Raw genomic sequence first — 23,365 nt, forward strand, 5'->3', positions numbered from 1 at the left:
GTAAGCGATTTCACACTTTTTATTAATGTTTCAATCGGTTATTATAGTATTACGGACTAAAATAATAGAAAAACGGAGGACATCCCCATGAAAAAACAAGCTTGGCAAGCAGCGATCTTGACCGCAGCGCTCGTGTTTACCGTCACCCCGGCTGTGCCGTTCGCCGCTCTGGCTCAAGACCCGGCCTTGGCGACACAGGCGACTGAAATCAACTTGAACGCCGCGTTCGCACAGGCGGCCGAGGAGTTCAGCGTGCCGCAGGAACTGCTGATGGCGATCTCCTACAGCGAGACCCGCTGGCAAGACCACGCCGACGAGCCGTCGAAAAACAACGGCTACGGCCTGATGCACCTTGTCGACAACAACACGCAAAACAACCTCGTCGAAGCGGCCAAAGGTCTCCGTCTGACCAAAAAAGAGCTGATGACCTCTCCTCTGCAGAACATCCGCGGCGGCGCGTATCTGCTGGCTCAGTATCAAAAAGACCTGGACAAGCCGCTCACCGCCGACCTCAACGATTGGTATGAGGCGGTCGGGCTGTATTTTGAATCGACCGACAAAAACGCGACCGTCCTGTTCGCCGACGCGGTCTTCGCGCTGCTCAAAGACGGCGTCTCCCTGACCACTCCGCAAGGGCAGTCGCTGTCGATCCCGGCCAACCCGAGCATCGAGCCGAACAAAGGCCGCTATGAAGGCGTGACCGATCTGGTCAGCATCCAGTCGACCGACTACGGTCCCGCTCTGTGGAACGCTGCCTACTCCGGCAATTATCAAGTCGCATCCCGTCCGGGCAGCGACCCGATCAACAAAGTGATCATCCATGACATCGAAGGGTCCTACTCCTCGGCGATCAACTGGTTCAAAAACCCGGACGCCAACGTCTCGGCACACTATGTCATCCGCTCCAGCGACGGTCAGATCACGCAGATGGTCCGCGAAAAAGACATCGCGTGGCATGCCCGCACCTTCAACACCAACTCGATCGGCATCGAACACGAAGGCTATGCCAACCAAACCGGCTGGTACACCGACTCGATGTACCGCGCGTCCGCTGCCCTCGTCAAAGCGATCTGTGAAAAATACGGCATCGCGATGACCCGCGACAACATCCTTGCCCACTCGGAGCTCTACGGCAACGACCACACCGACCCGGGCAAGTACTGGGATTGGCAATACTTCATGACGCTCGTCACCGGCGTCAACAAAAACTACCGCGTCATCCAAGTGGACGACAGCAACTACGAAAACAACTTCTTTTCCAAATACGGCACCGCCTCGTACTGGAGATCGGCGACAGGCGTCGGCCTGCACAATCAGATGACCTACACCAACGGCCAAGGCACCACCTCGGTCACCGACAACTACGCGATCTACCGGCCGAACATCCCGGTCGCAGGCACCTACGAGGTGAAAGTGTTCATCCCGGAAAACAACGCCGCCACCACCAACGCCCGCTACCACATCTATTACAACGGCGGCTCCGTGACCAAGATCGTCGACCAATCGATCTACAACAACGCCTGGGTGTCGCTCGGCACCTACTCGTTCGCATCCGGCACCACCGGCTATGTCAAGCTGGCCGACAACACCACCGACAAAGTGGCAATCGGCTTTGACGCGATCAAGTTCATGGCTCGTTAACAGCAAGAAAGTTCAAAAATAAAAAATAATAGACATTTATCAAACTGCCATTATAGAATAGGGTCAAATAACTCACACACCAAATTTGGAGGTCATCTGCCGTGCAAAAACGACTTTGGCAAACTGCTGTGCTGACCGCTTTGACCCTGTCTGTTTCCACTTCTGTACCGTTCGCAGCGCTCGCCGAAAACCCGGCATCCCTCACCGCAGACGCGAAGACGACCGATCTGAACGCTGCATTTGCGCAGGCAGCTGCTGAATTTGGCGTTCCGCAGTCCCTGTTGATGGCGATCTCCTACAGTGAGACCCGCTGGCAAGAACATGGGGACGAGCCGTCGAAAAACAACGGCTTTGGCCTGATGCACCTCGTTGACAATCACAAGCAAAAAGGCTTGGAGACCGCTGCCAAAGGTCTCGGCCTTTCCAAAAACGACCTGAAAAAATCCCCGCTGCACAACATCCGCGGCGGTGCCTACCTGCTGGCGAAACACCAGCAAGAGCTGCACAAACCGCTTTCGGACGACGTGGCCGACTGGTACGAGGCGACCGCCCGCTACTTTGACTCCAAGGACAAAGCGGCGACCGTCCTGTTTGCCGACGCGGTCTATGCGATCCTCAAAAACGGTGCCGCTCTGACCACGCCGGAAGGGCAGACGCTGGAGGTCGCGCCGACAGCCGCCCTCGTGCCGCTCAAAGGTGAGTACGCAGGCGTGTCGTCCGATGTGAGCATCCAGTCGGCCGACTACGGGCCGGCGCTGTGGAACCCGGCCTACTCGGGCAACTACGCGGTCGCGTCCCGCCCGACCAGCAATCCGATCACCTCGGTGATCATCCATGACATCGAAGGTTCGTACGCATCGGCGATCAACTGGTTCAAAGACCCGGCGGCAGGGGTGTCGGCGCACTACGTCATCCGCTCCAGCGACGGCCAGATCACCCAGATGGTGGCAGAAAAGGACATCGCGTGGCATGCCCGCTCCTACAACTCAACCTCAATCGGCATCGAGCACGAAGGCTATGCCAACCAAACCGGCTGGTACACTGACTCGATGTACCGGGCGTCCGCCGCTCTCGTGCGCAACATCGGGCAGAAATACGGTATCCCGCTAACCCGCGACAACATCCTCGCGCACTCCGAACTGTGGGGCAACACCCACACCGATCCGGGCAAGTACTGGGATTGGAACTATTACATGCAACTCGTGAACCAGAACATGACGAAAAACTACGCCGTCGTCAACATGGACGACAGCAACTTCGAAAACGGCTCTTTCACCAAATACGGCCCGGCTGAATACTGGCGTCCGATCACCGGCTACGGCATCCACAACCAGATGACGTACACCAACGGCAACATGTACACCATCGCCAACTACGGCATCTACAAGCCGAACATCCCGACGGCCGGCTCCTACGAGATCAAAGTGTTCATCCCGTCCAACTACGCAGGCACAGCCGGAGCCCGCTACGTGATCACCCATGCGGGCGGCACCACCACCAAAGTGATCGCGCAAAAAGACTATTCCAACGAGTGGGTCTCGCTAGGCACCTACACGTTTGCAGCCGGCACCGCCGGACAAGTCAAGCTCGGAGACGACACCGGTGACAAAGCGTCCATCGCCTTTGACGGCATCCGTTTCATCGCCCGCTAACCTCCCAAAAAAAGACCTCCTGCAGGGGCAGGAGGTCTTTTCGCTTATTTCCGGGTCGATTCGAACAGTTCGATCCACTCGCCGTCCGGGCCTCGGAAGAACATATAACGCGAGCCGTTCGGGAGCGTGGTGATCTCCTCGTCGATAAAGGATACGTTCAGACCGCGCAGCCGCTCGATCTCCGGCTCCAACTCGTCCACCGTCAAGGCGATATGATGCACTTTGCCTTCAGTCGGCAGATCCGGGTTGTAGCCTTCGATCAATTCCAGTTCGGTCTCGTTGTGATTTTTGAAGCCGAGAAACGCGAGGCGAATCACGCCGTTTGTATGATCCAGCGTACCTTTCAGTTCCATCCCGATCACCTTGGTGTAAAACTCGATGGACGACTCCAGATCGCGTACTTGGATGCCGACGTGTTCGATTTTTTTGATTGCCATTTGCTCTCCTCCTGGAGGAAATTTGGTTTCCCTTCCAGTATACACCTAGTACACGGAGATCAGTTCTTGCGATCAGAAAGGGAACTCTACACGACATGGATACTGTCACTCACACTCTGTTTGGCGTGATTCTCTACCGCGCCATCCCCAAGACCGGGATGGACAAGCCGATGACCCGCGCTCTGTTGCTGACTTCGTTGGTCGGCAGCCAGATCCCCGACATCGACGTCGTCTCGCAATGGTGGGACTCCAGCGGTCAATATCTGATGTGGCATCGCGGGATCACGCACTCGATCTTCCTCGCCCCGGTGTGGGCGTTGTTGATCTCGCTGGTCTGTCTGCTGCTGTTTAAAACCAAAGACTGGCGGCTGTTCTGGATCGGATTGCTCGCCGTCTTCATCCATGACACCAGCGACATCTTCAACGCTTGGGGCACCGGTTATCTGGAGCCGTTCACCCAGCAGCGATTGACGTTCGGCACGGTCCCGATCGTCGATCTGGTGTTCTGGGTGCTGATCCTCGGCGGATTTGTCGTGACAAGATGGAAGCGGCACCTGCCGACCCACCGCGTGTTCCAAGGCGTCTGGGCCCTGATCGCCCTGCACATCGCCGTGCAGTCGATCCAAGGCTACGCGATCTACGACAGCGCCAAAGAGCGCTACGAGCAGGTGGCACTGGCCGCCGACTTCGTGCCGTGGAGCTATCAGGTGATTGGCAAAGCGGGCGACACGGTGGAGATCTCGCAGGCGACCACCGCGTTTGGCGAGCTGAAATTGCTGCATCGCCTGCCGACGGCGACGCAGGCCGACCTCACCGACCTGTTCGCGCAAAATCCGGCAGCCCGCACGCTCCAGCAGTGGGCCCCGCTCGTCGTCATCGTCGACGAACCGGGCCGGACCGGCCTCTACGACCCGCGATTCTATCGCAACGGTCAGTCGTTCCTGTTCGAGTACATCGACAAGAAATAGGACACAAAAAGGCGCCCTCAACCGGCCAGATGCCGGAGGGCGTCTTTTTCTGCTTCTCTGCGAATCAAACGTGTTGCTTAGACCAGTTGCTTGTAAATGCCGTCCCAGAGCTTGATCCGCGACTCCAGGCACTCCCCGGCGACCCGTTGCGCCTCCGCCAGCTTGACCTCGTTTTCTGCGCACAGCGCGTCGAGCAATTGCTTGGCCAGGGGGCCGTGACGGTCGTTGTCCAACTCAATATGACGTTCCAGATAGTAGACGAGACGTCCCGTCTTCCCGTCTTTGCCCTGTTCAAAGTCTTTGACCAGCCCGGAGAACATGTCCGGGATGATGTGCTCGCGGCCATAGAAAAACGCCGCTGCGACTTCATGCGGCTTGCCCTCCAGCACGACCTGCATCGTCTGGGAGACAAAGTCGCGGATGAAAGCCGGGATGTCGTTCGCCATCAACGCTTGCTCGATGTCCTGACCGGCACGCAGCCGTTCGATCAGACCGAGCACCGGCGCCGTGTCCGCTCCGACCTCCTCCATCGCTTGCACATACAATTCGAAGTGCGAGATGTACCCGCCGTCACCGTCCTCGTCCGATTCCTCACCGAGCACGATCTCGTTGATGAAGCGGGCAAAATAGGGGGACTTGTCCGGCAGCCACGGCAACGTGGTGACCGTGACGAGTTGCTGCATCCGCTTGAGCAGGCTCATGAAGTCCCACACCGCAAACGCATGATATTGCATAAAGACCAACGCTCGTTCCGCCGAGTGCACCTCCTTGTAGATCGGGTGATCCAACAGGCGGTCACGAATCGCTTGCAACGGTTCCACACTTCCAACAGTCATGAGAAATCCTCCTCTGAACGCGTCATTATTTTTGGTTGACTATTTAGTCAATGAAAAGCCCTGAGAAAACCGCGTCCCTCTCGACGCGGTTTCGCTCTGACTTTTATTATACTCTTACTTTATTAAAATTCAAGATGCGATTGTGATTCTTACTGAACGGTCACAACTTCCGTCTGGACCGTCGAGTTGCCGACGCTGTCTACGGCCGTCACGCGCACCGTATACGTGCCGGCCGTGACGAGCACGTTGGAACTGTTCTTGCCGTTCCACAGCACCGCGTTGCTCCCAGCCGTCTGGGCGAGATTGGAGGAGATCGTGCGGATCACAGTGTTGCTGCCGTTGAGGACCGCCACAGTTACCTTTGCGTTTTCACCCAGCGTATAGCGGATCTCCGTTGTGTTGGTGCCAAGCGGGGTGAACGGGTTCTCGCTGATCATCAGTTCGGTGACCGCAGGAGGCGTCACATCGACGAAGATCGTGCCGCTCACCTCCGAAGTTTTGCCAAATGAGTCCGTTGCCGCGATGCGGTAGGTATAGGTGCCGCTGCCAACGATCACGCCGCTCTCGTCCTTGCCGTTCCAGGTCAGCGACTTGCTGCCGGCAAGGGTCTGCGCGTCATACAATTTCTTCACCGGTTGCCCCGCTTCGTCGTACACGACCACCGAGACAACAGCGTTCTCAGACAGCGTATAGCGGATCGTGTTCGTCGTCGTACCGGTCGGGCGGAACGGATCCGGCGAGTCGCTGACCGCCGTCAATTGCGGTGCGCGCCCTTCCACCGTCACGCCTGCGCTCACCGGTGCAGCCACCCATCCGGTGAGGTCGGTCGCTGTGACCTTGATCGTATAGACCCCGTCGCCCATCAGCACGCCGGAGCTGTTTTTGCCGTCCCAGGTCAGCGTTTGCGAGCCGCTTTGCAGAGCACTCGAGACCAGTGTTTTCACCAGTGTGTTGGAACTGTTGTATACGCCGACGGTCACTTTTGCCTGCTCCGAGAGCGTATAGGCGATCTCGGCCGTACCTCCTGCTGTCGTGTCGATCGGCTCGGCCGTCACCGCAAACGGGCTGATCACAGGCGTCGTCTTGTCGGTCGTGATCGTGCCGGTCGCAGGCAAGGCCACTTTGCCCGCTGTGTCAACCGCCGTGATCTGGTAGGTGTAGGTGCCGTCGTCCACCAGTGCACCTGCATCATCCTTGCCGTTCCAAGTCACCGACTTGCTCCCTGCCGTCTGTTGACCCGCGTACAAGTGCCGAACCGGCTGCCCGGACGCGTCCAGGATCTCCACGTTGACCTGTGCCGCTTCGGACAACGTGTAGGAGATCGTGCTGGTCGACGTACCCGTCACTTTGAACGGATCGACCGTGTCTTTGACATTGGTGATCGTCGGCAGTTTTCCTTCCACTATGAACGTGCCGGTGTTGAGTACAGAAGCCCATCCGGCCGCATCGGTCGCCGTGATCTTGTACGTGTACTTGTCATCACCGACCAAGACGCCAGAGGCGTTCTTGCCGTCCCATTGCAAAGTCTGTGCGCCTGCTGTTTGCGCAAGGGAGGCCGCCAAGGATTTGACCTGAGTGCCTGCGCTGTTGTACACGGTCGCGGTCACTTTCGCATCTTCAGACAACATGTACGACAGCGTGGCATGGTTTGTGCCGTCCGGAGCAAACGGGTTCGGCGTCAGGAGCGCCTCCCCCACGACCGGTGCGGTTTTGTCAGCATAGATCGTGCCTTCCACCTCAGACACCGGACGGTTGAGGTTGTCCAGCGCTTCAATGCGGTAGGTGTAGAGACCTTCGGCGACCAGTTGTCCTGCGGCGTCCTTGCCGTCCCACGTTACCGAGTGCGTACCAGAAACGCGGGAGCCGTCGCTCAGAGTTCGTACCGGTTGGCCCGCTGCGTCCTGCACCGTCACTTTGGTTTGCATCGGCTCGTTAAGCGTAAATTTGATCGTATTTTTCGTCGTGCCCGTTACCTTAAACGGATCGGCCGAATCCGAAACGTTGGTGATTGCCGCCTTGGTGGTGTCCGCATACAACTGGCCGGACTGTTCAACACCCAAGTTGCTCGCACTGTCATCGTAGGTGACCTTGTATTTGTACCAGCCTTCTTTGATCAGCTTTTGATTGTTATCCAATCCGTTCCACTCGATCTGGTGAACACCCGCATCCAACATCTTGCCCCCCGGCTGAGCCACATGGACATCGTTTAGATCATAGATCTGAAACTGTACCCAGGATCGCTCCGACAGAGAAAAGACAAACGCCGCCTGTTCTTGACCCGGCACAAACGGATTCGGCTGCACTTCTTGAACGGTGAGCTCCGGCGCGACATAGTCGGCCTCTGCGGTGACTTCAATCGGCCGGATCTCCTGTCCTGTAAGCGTCGTCCCGAAGAGACGCATCGTATATACCCCTTGAGGCACTGTCGCTCCGTGATCATCTTTGGCATCCCAGTAGATCCAAGGGTCGCCGCTGCCAGACACCGCTTTCGTCGGAATCGTGCGAATTAACTGTCCCTCGGCATTGTAGACTTCCATCCCCACATTAGCGCTCTCTGAAAGTTGAAAGTCGACCGAAGTCCCGCTCGTGTTAAACCGTTTTTTCCAATAATCGATCGTCAAGTAGGCCTTCAACACTTCAATCGTGCCCGACTTCTGCACCGTCCCCTTGGAACCGGTCGCTTCCAGCACGTACGTGTACGTGCCAGGAGGCATCAAGCCGGCGGCGAGATAGCGTCCGTCCCACTCGACGGAATGCGGACCGGCTGGCAGGTCTTGACTGGACAGAACCGTGCGCAGGACCGTACCGATCTCATCCACGACCTTTACTGACACGTTGGCCGGCTCGCCGAGCGTGAAGTTGATCCGAGCCTTTTGCAGGCCGTCTGGGAACAGCGGGTCGTTTTCATCCCCATCCAAGGTAAGCAACGGAGCCGGATACGAATCGTAGGCGAGCGTCACCGCCGCTTCCGCATCGACCATCCCGTACCCGGTGTATATGTCAAAACCTTCCACACCCCTGTCTTGCGCGGTCATTTGCAAATGCCGCTCCACTTGATCCGGTGTCAAGTCTGGCTGTACGCTGAGCAGCAAGGCCGAGATCCCGCCTACAAGCGCGGCCGACATCGCCGTCGAGTTTCCGTAGTCCTGTCCGCCGTTATTCGAAAGGGTGTAGAGAGACAAAGCCGGCGCAACCACATCGACATAGGAGCCATAGTCCGAGTTTTGCCACCAAGCGCCGCCCGTACGCTCCGTTCCGCCGACCGCAATGACGTGATCGTAAGCAGCAGGATAGGTGGGACGACCTTCAGGACCTTCGCCAAACCCACCGTCACCCGTCGCTGCCACGACGACGACGCCTTTTGAATGCGCATACTCAACCGCATCGCGTAGCACTGCAAAGTCGGTGAGCGTCATCTGATCGCTGACGATGATCTTCGCGCCGTGATCGACCGCCCAGCGAAGTCCTTCCGCCACCTTTTCCGTCGATACGTACGGGTCTTCCACCTTGACCGGCATGATCTTGACGTCCGCTGTTCCTGCGATGCCGACCCCGTTGTTTCGCGCCGCACCAATTAATCCGGCCATCATCGTGCCGCGGCCGTTCGTATCTTCCGCAACGCTGGTACCGTCCAACGCATTGTACCCTGACACCAGCACTCCCTGCAGATCTGGGTGGTCGCTGTCGACACCCGTAGAGAGTACTGCGACAGTCAACTGTGAATTGCCTGTCGTATACGCCCATGCCTGCGGGATCTTCGCATAGCCCAACTTTTCCGCTTGGTTGCTGTAATACGGATCGTTCGGCGTTTCCGCCAACGCTGTTCCGTTCCCGATACCTGCCACGCTCAATCCCATCACGACAGCCAACAGGCTGCCTGTCCATCTGCTCCGTTTACGCATTCCCCGTTTTTCCTCCCTTAGTGCTGCGCTCTTCCATCTCCTCGATTATCAGATCGAAGTACTGCACTTGCATCGTGTGCGTGTCGCACTGATAATCATAGAAATCACTCGTCACCGTCAGCGCCCGGCTCGTGTTCATCTGCCGCTCCGACATCGTGCCGCCCCGCTCGTCCATCAGCAGATAGGCCCGCTCCAGCAGCGACAACATCTCCACGGCAAATCGCTTCGCCGTCGGCTCTTCCGGTAGCGGCACCGCTTTCACGGCGTCGAGATCGTCCTTCATCTCCTGTTGGTTGCGCTCCGACAGCTCGGCAAATTCCTCCTGCGAGATCCCACGCTCCACATACTGCTGCAACAGTTGATCGGACTTCGCAAAATGTTCCATCATCTCTCCCGCCGGACGTTGGATCGCCCGGCGATAGAAGGTCGCCGCCGTCACCGCCTCCGGGGAGCGCTGAGAAAAGAACGCCGACCCGCTCATCGGGTCCCAGCCCGCATACACCCCGAGCGCGTGGCCGACAAATCGCAAGGGCACCATCGTGCGACCACCGACCTTCACCGGGGCTGTATCCAGATAGATGTCTCGCCCGTTTACATGAGCCGCCGACGCCCGCAAAAACAGCGCGACGCTCGTGCCGTCCTTCGTCGCGGTCGCCGTCTCCGTCGCCGTGTCCCACGCCACGGTCGCCCCCAGCGCTTCAAACACCGCGCGGAAAGGCACCAGCGTCCAACCGTCCTTCACCACGGCCGGCTGCTGCAGATCGAGCAATTGGTCATTGACATACACATGCACATGATCATCCGTTCCTTTGGGGTAGCGCGACTCCGCCTCAGCCGTTCCCGTCCACATGGCACTAAACAAAAAACAGACAAAAAACAGGCTCTTCAACCTTCGCTTCAATTCCCGTCACCCCTGTGCTCAATGTGTATTTAATTTTAACTAAAAACACCCTTGAATTGCAAGCTTTTACCATAAAATAAAAACCTTCCGCAGTCGCGAAAGGTCTCTGTTCACTTCCTTATCTGTTCTCCAAAACAAAACGGCGCACATGATCGGCCGTCTCCTTCGGATGCGTCACCATCATCGCGTGCAACGAGTCGGGCACGGTCGCCGCTTGCCCGTCTCGCACCGATGCAAGGTAGGCTGCCAGCGCCTTTTCATAAAAAGCATCCCGGCCTGCCGGTCGGGATGCGCTGTCTGCCAGCAGCACCAGCACAGGCGCGGTGAACGCGGCGGTCAGCGCAGGCAGGTCAACCGTCGCATACTCGGTCAGATACGCGACAAACGCTTCATGCGGCAACGCCAGATAGACGCGGCCATCTTCCTTCTGCGTCACTTCACGGCGAGTCTGCTCGCGGACAAACTCATCGGCGTACGGTCCATACCCTTGCATCACACCTTCAATCATCTCGTCCATCGTCGCCGTCGAGTACGGCGGACGGACTTGCATCGCTTGCAGATCATATCCCGGCAGATCGGTCAGCCGGAAAAATCCGCCGTCGAGCAGCACCAGCCCTGCCGTCCGCTCCGGGTATCTCGCCGCGAACATCTGCACCGGCACCGAAGCAAACGAGCCGCCGACCAGCGTCGCCCGCTCGATCTGCTCCGCCTCCAGCACCGCCCGCAGATCTTCGACGAGCCGGTCAAACGTATACGGACCGACCTGCGAGGACTCGCCGTGTCCGCGTTGATCGAGCGTGATCAAATGAAACGAATCGGTCAAAAACGGCACCATTCGGTCATACGACTCTTTTGTCGAAGCGAGCCCGTGAATCAACACCACCACCGGTGCTCCTTCTCGCGGATACACCTTGTAAGCCAACGTGCTGTCGTCAACCTTCAAATCTTTCGCCTCAGATTCCATGTTCAACTCCCCTTTCTCCCTACAAATACCCAATCTGTCAGCCGATTCCTTCTATCCCAAAACAGGACTCTCGACCTATTCAGTTTTTAACGGATATCACCGATATAAGTAACAACTAAAACGCACGGAACAGTCTGGGGGAACATCCGGATGAAGAGGTATCTGGACTATTACGAGAGCTACCTGAGAAAACATCCGCACGACGCCGACATGCGCTTCGACTACGCCCGCTCCCTCGAACAGGACGGGCGGTTGTCAGAGGCGATCATCCACTACACACAAGCTGCGCGGTCGGGCAATCCGGCCGCGCTGGTTGCGTTGAAGCGGCTGAGCCTCGTCGAGCGTCCGGACGTACCCGCCGATGCCCCGCCCGCCAAACGCCGGTCGCGAGGCCGCCTGCTTTTGCTGTTGTTGCTCTTCCTCCTGTTCCCTGATCCGCTGTCGGACGCCGGCGGTAACGGGTCGCCGCTGTTTCCTTCCCACGCTGAGGAATTGCGGCCGGTGACCCAAACCGGCGAACTGCCGCTCATCGTGACCAGCAACGCCGTCGCCCGCTACCGGGAAGCAAAAGGCGCATCGCCCGCCTCCCTCGGAGCGCTCGTGCAGAGCACCCCGGAAAACTGGCTGAGCTACCTGCCGAGCGGCTCGCCCAAGGCGTGTCCCTGCCTCCCGGATGACAACCTACTCGAACTGCACTACTACCCCGCCGTCAACCAACTCGCCCTCGCCCGCACGGACGGCGAAGTGCTCGCCGTCTACCCGGTGGCATCCGGCATGCCGATCCCCTTTCCACACAGCAAGGTCCAAAAGCGCGTCGTCAACCCGAACGGCGGCACAGGCGGCGTCGGCACGCGCGGTTTGGAACTCGCCGACAACTACGCCATCCACGGCACCAACCGGCCGGAGTTGATCGGCCAGCGCGACATCACCCGGGGCTGCCTGCGGATGCGCAACGAAGACATCGAACAACTCTACCCCTACGTCGCACTCGGCACCCCTTTTCTGATCAAAGCAGGCACACCCGCCCCGCCCACTTTCCAAAACGGTCTGCCCCCGCTCGGCGGTCCGGGTCTGCTCGCCGCCGAAGAAACGCCCGGCACCGTCTACAACTGGAAAGAGTAACCTCGCCTCTCCCTTGCAGGAGAGGTATTTTCCTCTATACACGGCTCTTGAGAAACTCTATACTACCTAGATGAACATTCTCTGAACGGAAAGGAGCCCTCCCCTCATGCGGTCCACTCGCTTCACGTTGACGACCCTGTTTTTTGTGGTCGCCATCTCCGGGATGAGTCAGGGCCTGACCATTCCTTTGCTGTCTGTGATCTTGGAAGAGCGCGGCGTCTCCACCCTTCACAACGGGCTCAACGCGACGGCGCTCTACATCGGCATCCTGCTCGTCTCGCCGTGGATGGAGATCCCGTTGCGGCGGCTCGGCTACCGCAACACCGTCTACGCCGGGCTGATCCTGCTCACGGCGGCGACCGTGCTGTTTCCCTTCTTCCAAAGTTTTGCACTCTGGTTCATCCTGCGCATGGTGGTCGGGATCGGCGACGTCGCGCTCAACTATGCCAGCCAGATGTGGGTGACCGATATCACCCCGGAAGCGCGTCGCGGCCGCAATCTGTCCTTGTACGGTCTGTCGTTTGGCATCGGATTTGGCATCGGGCCACTCGGCGTCTATCTGCTGCCTTTCGGTCTGTGGGTGCCGTTTGCGACGATCTGCCTGTTTTACGCCGTCGCCTTCGCGATGTTGCTCCGCCTGCCGAACACCCGCCCGGAACCGATCGCGGAAACGGCCTCCCCCTCCGAATCGCCGGAAGCCTCGCAGGCGGCCGAACTCCCGTCGAAACCGCAACATCGCTATCTCACCGTCATCCGCCTCGCGTGGATGGCGCTGCTGCCGTCGCTGCTCTACGGACTGATCGAGACCTCGCTCAACGGCTCGTTCCCGATCTACGCCCTGCGCCTCGGTCTCGATACGGAGTGGGCTCCGATCCTCGCCTCCTTCACCGTCGGCGGCCTGTTGCTGCAACTGCCGCTCGGAGCCTACAGCGACCGCAACGGCCGCAAGCGCGTGATGATGGCCTGCGCCGCCGTCGCGGCCGTCGCGTTTGCCATCGTTCCGCTGGCAGGTCCCTCCGTCTGGATGCTGATGTTGCTCTTCGCCACGGCGGGCGCGTTCGTCGGTTCATTCTACTCGCTCGGCCTCGCCTACATGGCCGACATCCTGCCGAAAAGCTTGGTGCCGGTCGCCGGCATCGTCGCCTCGATGAACTTCAGCGCGGCGGCGATCCTCGCTCCGGCCCTGAACGGATTGCTGTTCGACATCCTGTCGCCGGCTGTGATGTTCATCCTGCTGTCCTTGTCGCTCGGTGCATTCACAGTCAGCGGATTTTTCTTCCGCCCGTCGGTGCGCAGCGCGACGTCCGCGTCAGGACTTGCGAAATAAAGAAAAAGAGCCTGGGTCGCTGCCCGGCTCTTTTTTTAGATCTGCCGTTCAAATCCTTGAAAACGCGTGCCTTGATAGGTGAGCGTGCCGCGATCCGACTCGACCAACAGTCCATACAGCCGGGCGGGCACTTGCAGTTCCACCCGCTCGCCGTCCTGTTCCCGTTCGAACGTCACATAATACCACGTCGACGCGCTGGTCTCTCCGCCGCCTCCGGACACGTGTCCCCGTTTGGCCACCACGCGTGCAAAGACCGTCTTGACCGGCGATGCGTTGTTTTTCGCCCAGACCGACACCCCGCGGAAAATCACCGTACCGAAGATCAGCACGACCGCAACCGTCACAAGTCCGGCTGCGAACACCCACCATACCGGCGGTCCGCCAAATCCGCCCATGCCGCCAAACTCCGGTTCCATCCTCTCGCCCCCTGCTCATCTGTTCTGATAGCCACAGTATAACAACAATTCCATTATTTGGTCTACCCTTCCTCTCGCTGAGGCCGCACCTCCACCTGTGCCTCGCAGACGGACAACACCTCGTGTGCAATCCCGTTCGCCTTGCCGTATTTGTTCCGATACATCGAGCGGATCACATCGCGGATCTCCCGTTCCGTCCCCGCCCAGTGCCCGGGAAAACGTTTCATCAACAGATGCAGCGGCACCGCCGACTCGCGCTCCGGCGTCAAGGGCGGCTGCACATACGTCACGCCTGCCGGACACTCATATCCGTGGCGGGCGAAAAACCGCAACCGCCGCTGACAGTCGGCCCGTTCCGCCGACGTGTGCGCCTCCTCTTCCCGCTCCGTCTCCAGCACCACACCGCGGAGGGCACGGCCCGCTTTTCTCGCGTCCTCCTCCAGCGCCGATTCCACATAAGCCAACGTCTGCGCCCCGATCCCACGGCTTTGCATTAGCGAATTCACCAGCAGATAGACGACAAATCCGACCTGCACATCCTCCAGAAAATGGGCCGTCGCCATCGCCGCGACCTGCCCGTCCCACACCCCGACCCAAAAATGAAATCCCGTCTCCGCCGACCAACTCCGCACGAAAACGTCGGCCGGTTCGCGAACTGCCACAGGAAACGCCCGCTCGTACAACGCCAAAGCCGGCTCCCAATAAGGGGAAGCCGGACTCATCAACTCGTGCCACTGCATCCTCATTTCAACTCCAACAGTTCAGACATCGTTTTAAATTCGTATCCTTGACTCCGCAACGTCTCGACCACGCCTTGGATCGCCGCCCGCGACGTCTCCCGCGACTCGTACCACGGATGCAACAGAATGATCGAACCCGGCTGCACCTGCTGTGCGACATGTGCCACGATCCCGTCGCTCGTCGCCGCGACATCCGGGTCGCTGTCCGGCTCCACATCCCACATCACCGTCGTGCGGTCTTCTTGCGACAAAATCCACGGCAGGGCGATCAACTTCTTCCCGTTCGGCGGTCGGAACGTGATCTCGCCTTGATACCCGGCCGCCCGGATCAACTCGTCGGTTCGCTCGATCTCCTCGCGAAGAAACGAAGGGGATTTGAACACCATCCGCCGGTGCGAGTATGAATGATTGCCCAGTTCGTGCCCTGCAGCCACCAGTTTTTTTGCCGCGTCCGGGAGTTGTTCGATCTCTCGCCCCGTCAGATAAAACGTCGCCTTGACCTCCGCCTCCGCCAACGCCGCGATCACTTCGTCCACATGATCGGTCGGTCCGTCGTCAAACGTCAGCGCGACCGCCTTCTGTTTGATTTCCACGCGCGGCACCAACTCGCCCATCACCTGATAGGTCCGCGAGGCGGTCAGTTCATACAAGCCATACAGCGCGGCCAGCAACACCAAGAAGGCGATCGGCACCGCGATCCCGATTTTCTTCTTCATTCATCCGCACCCCCTCTCCCAAGCGATCATACCAAACTCCCCACCGCAAATGGAATCACAGCAGACTGACAAATGACTGACTCGTGCCAATTCTTAACTTCTGTAGTATTCTACAAGAGAACAACATGTACGGACCGACCTCAAAGCGCAAGCATTCCCTGTTTGGAGGAGGAGCTAGGCATGCAGATTCAAGTAACAACCACCCCGGATGAACTGGCGATTCTGGCCGCCGACCGCATCGAAGAACTGGTGCGGACCAAACCCGATTGCGTGCTCGGCTTTGCCACCGGTAGCACGCCGCTGTCCACATACCAAGAGCTGATCCACCGCTACCAAGAGGGTCGGATCGACTTTTCCAAAGTCCGCACTTTCAACCTCGACGAATACTGGGGTCTGCCCCCGACACATCCGCAAAGCTACCATTCGTTTATGCAGGAACATGTCTTCCAACATCTCAACATCCCGGCCGACCAGATCCATCTGCCGCAGGGTCACGGCATCGACGAAGAGACCGCCTGCCGCGACTATGAGCGGGAGATCCGGCGCGCAGGCGGGATCGACCTGCAAGTGCTCGGGATCGGCACCAACGGTCACATCGGGTTTAACGAACCGGCCAAGGAACTGCGGCTGGACACTCATCTGGTCACACTGACCCAAGCGACCGTACTCGCCAACTCACGATTTTTCAGCTCGCCGTCCGAAGTGCCGCGCCGTGCGATCACGATGGGCGTGCGCACGATCCTCTCGTCGCGCCGCTTGCTCCTGCTCGCGACCGGCCCGCAAAAAGCGGCGATCCTCCAGCAGTTGTTCCAGCGCGGCATCTCCACCGAACTGCCCGCCTCGCTGCTGCACCTCCACCCGGATGCCACGATCTTGGCCGATCAGGACGCAGCCGCTCTCCTTGCATAAGAAATAATCTGGAAAGGACCGTGATCGCCATGACCACCATGAAAGCTGTCGGACTGTACCGCTACCTCCCCATCGAACAGGAGGACAGCCTCGTCGATCTGATCGTCGACAAACCGGCTCCCACAGGCCGCGACCTGCTCGTGCAAGTCAAAGCGGTCTCCGTCAACCCTGTGGACACCAAAGTCCGCTCACCGAAAAAACAAGTCGAAACCACACCGAAAATCCTCGGCTACGACGTCGCAGGCATCGTCGTGGAGGCAGGCCCGAAGAGCACGCTGTTTAACCGGGCGACGAGGTCTACTACGCTGGCAGCATCGCCCGTCAAGGCGGCAACAGCGAGTACCACCTCGTCGATGAACGCATCGTCGGCCGCAAACCGGCGAGCCTCGACTTTGCCGAAGCGGCAGCGCTTCCGTTGACTTCGATCACCGCTTGGGAAGCGCTCTTTGACCGCATGGGCATCTCCCAAGACCCGTTGGTCAACCAAGGCAAGGCCTTGCTGATCATCGGCGCGGCCGGCGGCGTCGGCTCCATCGCAATCCAATTGGCGAAACTCGCAGGCCTCACCGTCATCGGCACCGCGTCCCGCCCGAAGACGATCGACTGGGTTCAATCACTGGGAGCCGATCACATCATTGACCACCGCCAAGAGCTGGCTCCGCAGATGCAGGCGTTGGGCTATGCGGCCGTTCCATATATTTTCTGCCTCAACGCGCTCGACCAGCACTGGGCGGGCATCAGCGAGATCATCGCCCCGACGAGCACCGTCTGCGCCATCGACGATCCGAAAGTCCCGCTCGACCTGCGCCTGCTCAAACGCAAAAGCGCCACCTTTGTGTGGGAGTTCATGTTCACACGCCCCGTCTATGAAACGGACGACATGATCGAACAGCACCGCCTCCTGAACCAAGTGGCCGCCTACGTCGAACAAGGCCGGGTCAAAACCACCATGACCACCCGCCTCACACCGATCAACGCTGCCACGCTCCGCCAAGCGCATGCCCAATTGGAGAGCAACGCCACGATTGGTAAACTGGTCATCGAATCCTTTGAGTAAACGAATCGAAAGCAACAAAGACACCGGCTCCCGCTGCCTGCTGGACAGTGAGACGCTCTCGTTGGAACCGGTCAAGCTCCGTTCGTATCGACGTGATCACGACGAAATAATAAAAAAAGACCCAAGCGGGTCTTTTTTTCTATCTCTGCACGCGACAGACTATGCTTCCACTTCTTTTTTCTGAATCGGCAGGTAGATGTCCATCTGCCGCTCATCGCCGCTCGCACAGCGGTCGTCGTACCATTCAAACTCGGCCGAAGCGCCATGCACATAGCCCGACTCCGGGAACCAGTCCTGATACGCCTTGCCCCATGTGGTTTGAATGGACGAAGAAAACTCCGCTGCGATCGCTTTTGGCGTGGTGAACACCGCGTAGGTCGCCTCCGGGATCGTCACGCAGACCATGCCCTCCGGCAACCCGTCGAACGTGTCGACCTCATAGCCGATCACATATTTGAAATCGCCCGTCGCCGGCTGGAAGTCGGTGCAGATCCCCAGTTCCACATCGGGACGCAGTTTGTTCGGGATGTGCTTGCCGAGCCCTTCGCTCAGATACCGTTGCCAAAACGCCGGGATGTCGAGATGGTTGCGTCCTTCGTTCACGTTCGTTTCGAGCGCATAGCCGATCACTTTAAAGCTCGGTTTGGTAACAAGTTTCGGTTGCACGTGATGTCCTCCTCGGTTTCCAGTTGCAGATAGATCGGGCAGAATGATCCTCGGTTGCAACGCCAGCGAAAGCCCGGCGCGCCGATACGCATCGGGCGTCACCTGAAACTGCCTCTTAAAAGCGCGTGCGAACGTCTCATGAGATTGGAATCCATACTCCAGCGCCACATCGACCACCCGCCGCTTCGACTCCCGCAACGCCAATGCGGCCTGCGAGAGCCGCCGTTTGCGAATGTAGTCCATCACCGGGACGCCGACCATCCACTGGAACATCCGGTGATAGTGAAACTCCGAAAAACAAGCCAGCCCTGCCAGCTCGCAAAGCGAGATCGTCTCGTTCAGATGCTCCTCGATATAGTCGATGGTCGCCTGGATCTTCTCTCGATAGTTCATGTCTCATTCCCGCCCTTCTATCCACATCGTACCAGTTTTAAGAAGGGAAATCTTGACGTTTTTTGCGAAGTTGCATCTGAAAATAGAAAAAGGAACCCGTTTGACGGGGTTCCTTTTTCTGATCCTAGTTACGCTTAGAGGTTAAACGTATCTAACGAAGATATTACTAGCAATAGGTCCATTTGTCAAATCTTTTTTCCTCTAAAGGAGAATGTGCAGGTAAAAAAAACCTACACCCCCTGCAACATCCCGCCCGCCTCGGAAAACACCGCCACTTCCAACCGCTCGACCCGCCGCCGATCCTGTTGCGCCACCACCGCAACCTGCTCCACCTCATGCAACACCCGCGTCATCGTGCCTTCCAAACTGCCGACACGGACATTGAGCTCGGCCACGTTTTCTTGGAGTACCGCGACGTTCTCTTGGAGTACGGCCACGTCCTCTTTCAACACGGCCACGTCCTCTTTCAACACGGCCACGTCCTCTTTCAACACAGCCACGTCCTCTTTCAACACAGCCACGTCCTCTTTCAACACAGCCACGTCCTCTTTCAACTCGGCCACGTCTTGTTTCACAAGGGCCAGATCCGCTTCCACGGCATCGAACCGCCTGTTCATGTTTGCCTCTAGATCGCTGAACCGCTTGTCCCAGCGTTCTTCCGCCGCTCCAAACATTTTGCCGATCGCAAAGACCATCTCTTCGTTCGTCATGTCTGCTCCCCCCTCCGCGTTCTGAACTTTACTTCTTAGTCTCAGTCTAGCAGAGGGGATTTGCTATTAACAACGATAAATCCATGCTTATAGTTCCTCTTTCTGAAAATACGTCTGTACCATCACCTCATCTATTTCCACTTCCACCGACTATCTCATCGAATATACCAGGTCGCTCGATCTCCATCCCCATCACGATCTGTAAAAGAGTCGATGCCGACACGAGCATTCGCTCGACCATCGATTCCAACTTTGCAGTTGTACCCTCACTCAGTTCGACTTCGATTTCATGATCCGGTTGTTCCGCGGGAAAATAAAAAGACAATCCACTCGCAGACCGGAGCATAACCTCCAATTTTTGAAGCACCTCCTCGACAAGCATGTCGAGTACCTCTGAGACGGACAACCCTTTGTCTCTCGCCATCTCTTCCAGTTTTGCGACATGATCCGTTGCCATCCGAATCTTGTAGATCATTTGCTTCTCCTCCTTTTGTCACCTCACTCTGTTATTTTCTCCCATACCCAGGAACCATCCTCCCTCAGGATCGGACGCTCCAAAAAGAAAATGAGTGAGGATGCCCAGCATCCCTATCACTCGATTTGAATCCGAGTCCTGTAAATTGCGTGATGCCCGTATCCTTTGCGATTCCAAAAAGGTTCGAGCGGTTGTGTATGACCTGCAGCATCCGTGGCTCTTGACCAAATCTCATACTGTCCTGGTTGTTCAGCATGCCACGTATAAGTCCATCTGACCCATGCGTAAGGTCGCGATGGATCGGGTGTCAGGCTGGCCGCACTCCATGATTTGCCTTGATTCAAACTCAGTTCGACCTGCTCGACAGCCCCTGTGCCGGACCATGCAATCCCTTCCACTACATAAACACCGACCGGCAATACGGACAGATCCATTGGCATCTGGATGATCGAATTTACGTGTTTTGTCGTCACCGGATGCTTTCCCCCATCGTGATGAATCGATGGGTAATACTGATAGTCTTTCGTTTGGAAGGGCCCTTGAAAAGCATGGTCGATCACCTCGATGTCTTGCAGCCATTTGACGGAAGCCATTCCATACCAATGAGGGACGATCAAACGAAGGGGGTATCCATTCCGATACGGAATCGCTTGACCATTGCATTGGTAGGCGACCAAAACATCCGGATGAAGCGCCTCTTTCACAGACAGACTTCTCGCAAATGGGATGACTCCCTTTACGCCCGGATGATGTCCACGATCCGCACCGATAAACACCACCTCTTGTGAACCCGCTTGTAAACCGGCCAGATGCAGAATGTCAGCAAGCGGAACTCCCGTCCACTCAGATTGGGAGATCGCCCCGTCTTCCCATTGTTCGCCAAAGACCTCGGGGCTGAACTTCTTACGTTTATTGCCCGAGCATTCCAGAGCGACTGTCACCGATTTCGCTTTCCAAGCCGAGAGCTGTTCCGCACGCAATTCCAACGGTCTTAACACTGTCCCCCTCACAGATAAAAGAAAAGGATTCGGCAACTCTGGATACGGGAAATGATTCCGGCGAAAATGATAAGATTCAGGCGTGAGGACACTGCGTAGAAAGTGAATGGGTGTTTCTTGATTCTCAGGGATCAACGACCGAGTGGTGAGATTGGGCAACAGCCTGTTTGAATCCGGCATATGACACCTCCGTTGGGCACTGTACTTCTACCCTTACCCTTTATTCGACATCCCACGGTTTGATTCGTATCGCGGAGTGGCTTTGCTGGTGATTCTGGACCCGTTCCACACAACCGCAAACTCCATGTGGCTTTTTTGAAAGACTCGTTTGGCTCTTTCAGCGTGCACGCATCTCTCGGTATGATAAAAGAAAAACGGGGGTTGCACCATGAAGACAATCGGTTTGTTGGGCGGTATGAGTTGGGAGTCTACAGCCCTCTATTATCAGTTGATCAATCAGTTGGTCCGTGAGAAACTGGGCGGTTTGCACTCAGCGAAGGTCGTGATGCACAGCTTTAATTTTGAGGAGATCGTCGCCTGTCAAAAAGCGGGCGAGTGGCAGAAGGCGGCCGATATGCTGCTGGATGCGGCTCGCAAGTTGGAAGCAAGCGGCGCGGACATGCTCTTGATCTGCACCAATACGATGCACACGCTGGCTCCGCAGATTCAAGCCGGCCTGAACATCCAGCTCCTGCACATCGCCGATGTCACCGCCGAAGCGTTGCGAGAAAAAGGCGTGCGCCAAGCAGCATTGCTCGGCACCCTGTACACGATGGAACAAAACTTTTACCGAGAGCGTCTGAAAGCGCATGGCGTGGACATGATCGTGCCTGGTGCAGCGGAGCGGCAGGATGTGCACGACATCATCTTTGACGAACTCTGCCAAGGTGTCATCAAGGAATCGTCCCGCACCCGGTACCGCGAGATCATGACGCAGTTGGCCGAGGAGCAGGGGGCGGAAGGCATCATTTTGGGTTGCACGGAAATTCCGCTGCTGGTGCGGGAGGAAGATGCCCGCGTGCCGCTGTTTGACACCACGTATCTGCACGCCCGAAAAGCGGTGGAGATGGCACTGAACTAACGAAAAAGACCGATGCCACGAAGGCGTCGGTCTTTTCTTCTATAAAAGTGAGGCCAAAATACGCATCCCTTTTTCGATGCCCGCTTCCGTTTCGTAGCTGTAACAAAGGCGAATGTACGGCTGCTCCGTCTCACGGGGCAGGAACAGGTCGCCGGTGGCAAAGACGACATTCTGCCGGATCGCTTCCTGCAGCAGCTCTTTCGGGCTGACCTGTTCAGGCAAGGACACCCAGTCATAGAAACCGCCGCTCGGCTTCGCATACGAAACGCCTTTTGCGACCAGAGCGCTCAGATGCTTGTCCATGACAGCTGCTTGGCGCTGATAGCGACGGCGCGCTTCTTCGAGGTGCGCGGGAAACGCACCTTTTTGCAAATACGACCACAGAGCGTGTTGGACGAACGTATTGGTCGAGATCGACAGTTCTTTCGAACGGGTCAACCGCTCCATAAACGGACGGTTCGCCGTTACCCAGCCTAAACGAAGGCCCGGGAAGAGCACTTTGGAAAAGGTGTTGATGTAAATGACGTTCCCTTGACGATCCAGAGCTTTCAGCGGCGGCGGCGGTTCCTGATCGAAATGCAGATGACGGTAGGCGTCATCTTCGACGATTGGAATGCCGTGCTTTTCACTCAATGCGAGCAGTTGCCGACGGCGTGCTTCAGACAAAGTGGTGCCGGTCGGGTTGTGAAACGTGGGCACGGTATAGATAAAACGCGGGCGGGAGCGGGACAGGATGCCTTCCAGCACGTCGACGCGCATGCCTTCTCCATCCATCGGGATCGGAATCAGATGCAGACCGAGCGATTGGAACAGGTGCAACGCGCCAAAGTACGTCGGCATCTCCACCGCAATCGAATCGCCGGGATTGGCTAAAATAGCCGTCGTCATCTGCAGCGCTTCCTGGGACCCGCTGGTGATCATCACTTGTGCCGGCGAGGTAACCTGCTCGCAGCCCATCCACTCGGCGATCCACCCTCGCAGTTCCAGATGACCCTGCACCGGGAACAGATAGTCCGCCTCGGACGTCTCCAAAATATGCAACGGGTCGATCCCCTTCGCAAATTCCGCCTTGAGCCGCGTGTGAGGGCCACCCTCGCCGAACGCGAAGTTCAACGCCGACCGTGTACCTACCAACGCATGCAGCTCCGTCATCAGCGACGGAGCGCAGAGATTGGCCCCGCCGGACAGCCGATCTTTCCAGTCGAGCGGAGGCAGCGCGGACGGCGGCGGAAGCGGCTGCACATAGCGCCCGCTGCCGACGCGGGAGAAGATCAGCCCTTCCGCCTCAAGATCAGCATACGCATGCACGACCGTGTTTCGCGAAACTCTCCACTCGTCCGCCAGATGCCGCTCCGGCGGCAGTTTGCTGCCGATCGGCCAATCCCCGCTCAAGATCTGATAGCGCAGTCGATGGTAGACCGTTTGATAAAGTGCTTTGCGCCGCGCCATACCCT

At 57.8% G+C, this 23,365-nt stretch carries 20 protein-coding genes and 1 pseudogene; 8 read left to right on the forward strand and 13 right to left on the reverse strand.

What is annotated here, in order from left to right:
* Positions 1-87 precede the first annotated feature (87 nt).
* Entirely contained in the window at positions 88-1,641 is a 1,554-nt protein-coding gene (locus OS242_RS07520) for an N-acetylmuramoyl-L-alanine amidase (RefSeq protein WP_267151063.1), read from the forward strand.
* Positions 1,642-1,742: 101 nt separating this feature from the next.
* Positions 1,743-3,293: an N-acetylmuramoyl-L-alanine amidase gene (locus OS242_RS07525; protein WP_267151064.1), complete on the forward strand. Its 1,551-nt coding sequence runs from the start codon at positions 1,743-1,745 to the stop codon at positions 3,291-3,293.
* A gap of 44 nt (positions 3,294-3,337) precedes the next feature.
* On the opposite strand, the gene OS242_RS07530 is transcribed toward OS242_RS07525, so the two are convergent.
* Positions 3,338-3,730 (reverse strand): VOC family protein, encoded by a 393-nt coding sequence (locus OS242_RS07530; protein WP_267151065.1) that lies wholly within the window; start codon positions 3,728-3,730, stop codon positions 3,338-3,340.
* A 95-nt stretch (positions 3,731-3,825) separates the two neighbouring features.
* On the opposite strand from OS242_RS07530, the gene OS242_RS07535 reads away from it, so the two are divergent.
* Positions 3,826-4,698 (forward strand): metal-dependent hydrolase, encoded by an 873-nt coding sequence (locus tag OS242_RS07535; RefSeq protein WP_267151066.1) that lies wholly within the window; start codon positions 3,826-3,828, stop codon positions 4,696-4,698.
* A gap of 77 nt (positions 4,699-4,775) precedes the next feature.
* Here OS242_RS07535 and OS242_RS07540 read toward each other — a convergent pair whose 3' ends face one another.
* The 4 genes from OS242_RS07540 to OS242_RS07560 all read right to left on the reverse strand — a co-directional run bounded on the left by OS242_RS07540 (position 4,776) and on the right by OS242_RS07560 (position 11,301).
* Positions 4,776-5,534: a DUF3050 domain-containing protein gene (locus OS242_RS07540; RefSeq protein WP_267151067.1), complete on the reverse strand. Its 759-nt coding sequence runs from the start codon at positions 5,532-5,534 to the stop codon at positions 4,776-4,778.
* A gap of 149 nt (positions 5,535-5,683) precedes the next feature.
* Positions 5,684-9,436 (reverse strand): FlgD immunoglobulin-like domain containing protein, encoded by a 3,753-nt coding sequence (locus OS242_RS07545; protein ID WP_323372919.1) that lies wholly within the window; start codon positions 9,434-9,436, stop codon positions 5,684-5,686.
* Positions 9,429-10,337, reverse strand: a complete 909-nt coding sequence (locus OS242_RS07555; RefSeq protein ID WP_267151068.1) for a copper amine oxidase N-terminal domain-containing protein — start codon at positions 10,335-10,337, stop codon at positions 9,429-9,431. Before OS242_RS07555 ends, OS242_RS07545 begins: the two co-directional genes overlap by 8 nt.
* 118 nt (positions 10,338-10,455) lie before the next feature.
* Positions 10,456-11,301 (reverse strand): alpha/beta fold hydrolase, encoded by an 846-nt coding sequence (locus tag OS242_RS07560; protein ID WP_267151406.1) that lies wholly within the window; start codon positions 11,299-11,301, stop codon positions 10,456-10,458.
* A gap of 150 nt (positions 11,302-11,451) precedes the next feature.
* Here OS242_RS07560 and OS242_RS07565 point away from each other — a divergent pair, with 150 nt between their 5' ends.
* Complete coding sequence (locus OS242_RS07565) at positions 11,452-12,423, forward strand: L,D-transpeptidase (RefSeq protein WP_267151069.1); 972 nt, start codon at positions 11,452-11,454, stop codon at positions 12,421-12,423.
* A gap of 106 nt (positions 12,424-12,529) precedes the next feature.
* Complete coding sequence (locus OS242_RS07570; protein ID WP_267151070.1) at positions 12,530-13,750, forward strand: MFS transporter; 1,221 nt, start codon at positions 12,530-12,532, stop codon at positions 13,748-13,750.
* Between the two features lie 35 nt (positions 13,751-13,785).
* Here the strand turns inward: OS242_RS07570 and OS242_RS07575 are convergent, their stop codons facing one another.
* The 3 genes from OS242_RS07575 to OS242_RS07585 form a co-directional block, all read right to left on the reverse strand.
* Positions 13,786-14,166 (reverse strand): DUF2500 domain-containing protein, encoded by a 381-nt coding sequence (locus OS242_RS07575; protein WP_267151071.1) that lies wholly within the window; start codon positions 14,164-14,166, stop codon positions 13,786-13,788.
* Between the two features lie 62 nt (positions 14,167-14,228).
* A complete protein-coding gene (locus tag OS242_RS07580; RefSeq protein ID WP_267151072.1) occupies positions 14,229-14,906 on the reverse strand; it encodes a GNAT family N-acetyltransferase in 678 nt (225 codons plus the stop codon).
* Positions 14,907-14,908: 2 nt separating this feature from the next.
* Positions 14,909-15,622, reverse strand: coding sequence for a polysaccharide deacetylase family protein (locus OS242_RS07585; RefSeq protein WP_267151073.1), 714 nt, complete (start codon positions 15,620-15,622; stop codon positions 14,909-14,911).
* Between the two features lie 180 nt (positions 15,623-15,802).
* On the opposite strand from OS242_RS07585, the gene nagB reads away from it, so the two are divergent.
* A complete protein-coding gene (gene nagB, locus OS242_RS07590) occupies positions 15,803-16,531 on the forward strand; it encodes a glucosamine-6-phosphate deaminase (RefSeq protein ID WP_267151074.1) in 729 nt (242 codons plus the stop codon).
* Positions 16,532-16,560: 29 nt separating this feature from the next.
* A pseudogene (locus OS242_RS07595) lies at positions 16,561-17,588 on the forward strand (zinc-binding alcohol dehydrogenase family protein).
* A 159-nt stretch (positions 17,589-17,747) separates the two neighbouring features.
* Here the strand turns inward: OS242_RS07595 and OS242_RS07600 are convergent.
* The 4 genes from OS242_RS07600 to OS242_RS07615 form a co-directional block, all read right to left on the reverse strand.
* Complete coding sequence (locus OS242_RS07600) at positions 17,748-18,647, reverse strand: effector binding domain-containing protein (RefSeq protein ID WP_267151075.1); 900 nt, start codon at positions 18,645-18,647, stop codon at positions 17,748-17,750.
* A 230-nt stretch (positions 18,648-18,877) separates the two neighbouring features.
* Positions 18,878-19,357 (reverse strand): hypothetical protein, encoded by a 480-nt coding sequence (locus OS242_RS07605; protein WP_267151076.1) that lies wholly within the window; start codon positions 19,355-19,357, stop codon positions 18,878-18,880.
* A 127-nt stretch (positions 19,358-19,484) separates the two neighbouring features.
* A complete protein-coding gene (locus OS242_RS07610; RefSeq protein ID WP_267151077.1) occupies positions 19,485-19,832 on the reverse strand; it encodes a hypothetical protein in 348 nt (115 codons plus the stop codon).
* 116 nt (positions 19,833-19,948) lie between these two features.
* Positions 19,949-21,010, reverse strand: coding sequence for a sulfite oxidase (locus OS242_RS07615; RefSeq protein WP_267151078.1), 1,062 nt, complete (start codon positions 21,008-21,010; stop codon positions 19,949-19,951).
* A 208-nt stretch (positions 21,011-21,218) separates the two neighbouring features.
* Here OS242_RS07615 and OS242_RS07620 point away from each other — a divergent pair, with 208 nt between their 5' ends.
* A complete protein-coding gene (locus OS242_RS07620; RefSeq protein ID WP_267151079.1) occupies positions 21,219-21,911 on the forward strand; it encodes an aspartate/glutamate racemase family protein in 693 nt (230 codons plus the stop codon).
* 39 nt (positions 21,912-21,950) lie between these two features.
* Here OS242_RS07620 and OS242_RS07625 read toward each other — a convergent pair whose 3' ends face one another.
* Positions 21,951-23,360 carry an aminotransferase-like domain-containing protein gene (locus OS242_RS07625; protein WP_267151080.1) on the reverse strand — a complete coding sequence of 470 codons (1,410 nt, stop codon included), beginning with the start codon at positions 23,358-23,360 and terminating at the stop codon, positions 21,951-21,953.
* Between the last annotated feature and the right edge of the window lie 5 nt (positions 23,361-23,365).

The organism is Tumebacillus lacus (assembly GCF_026410385.1).
Lineage (GTDB): Bacteria > Bacillota > Bacilli > Tumebacillales > Tumebacillaceae > Tumebacillus > Tumebacillus lacus.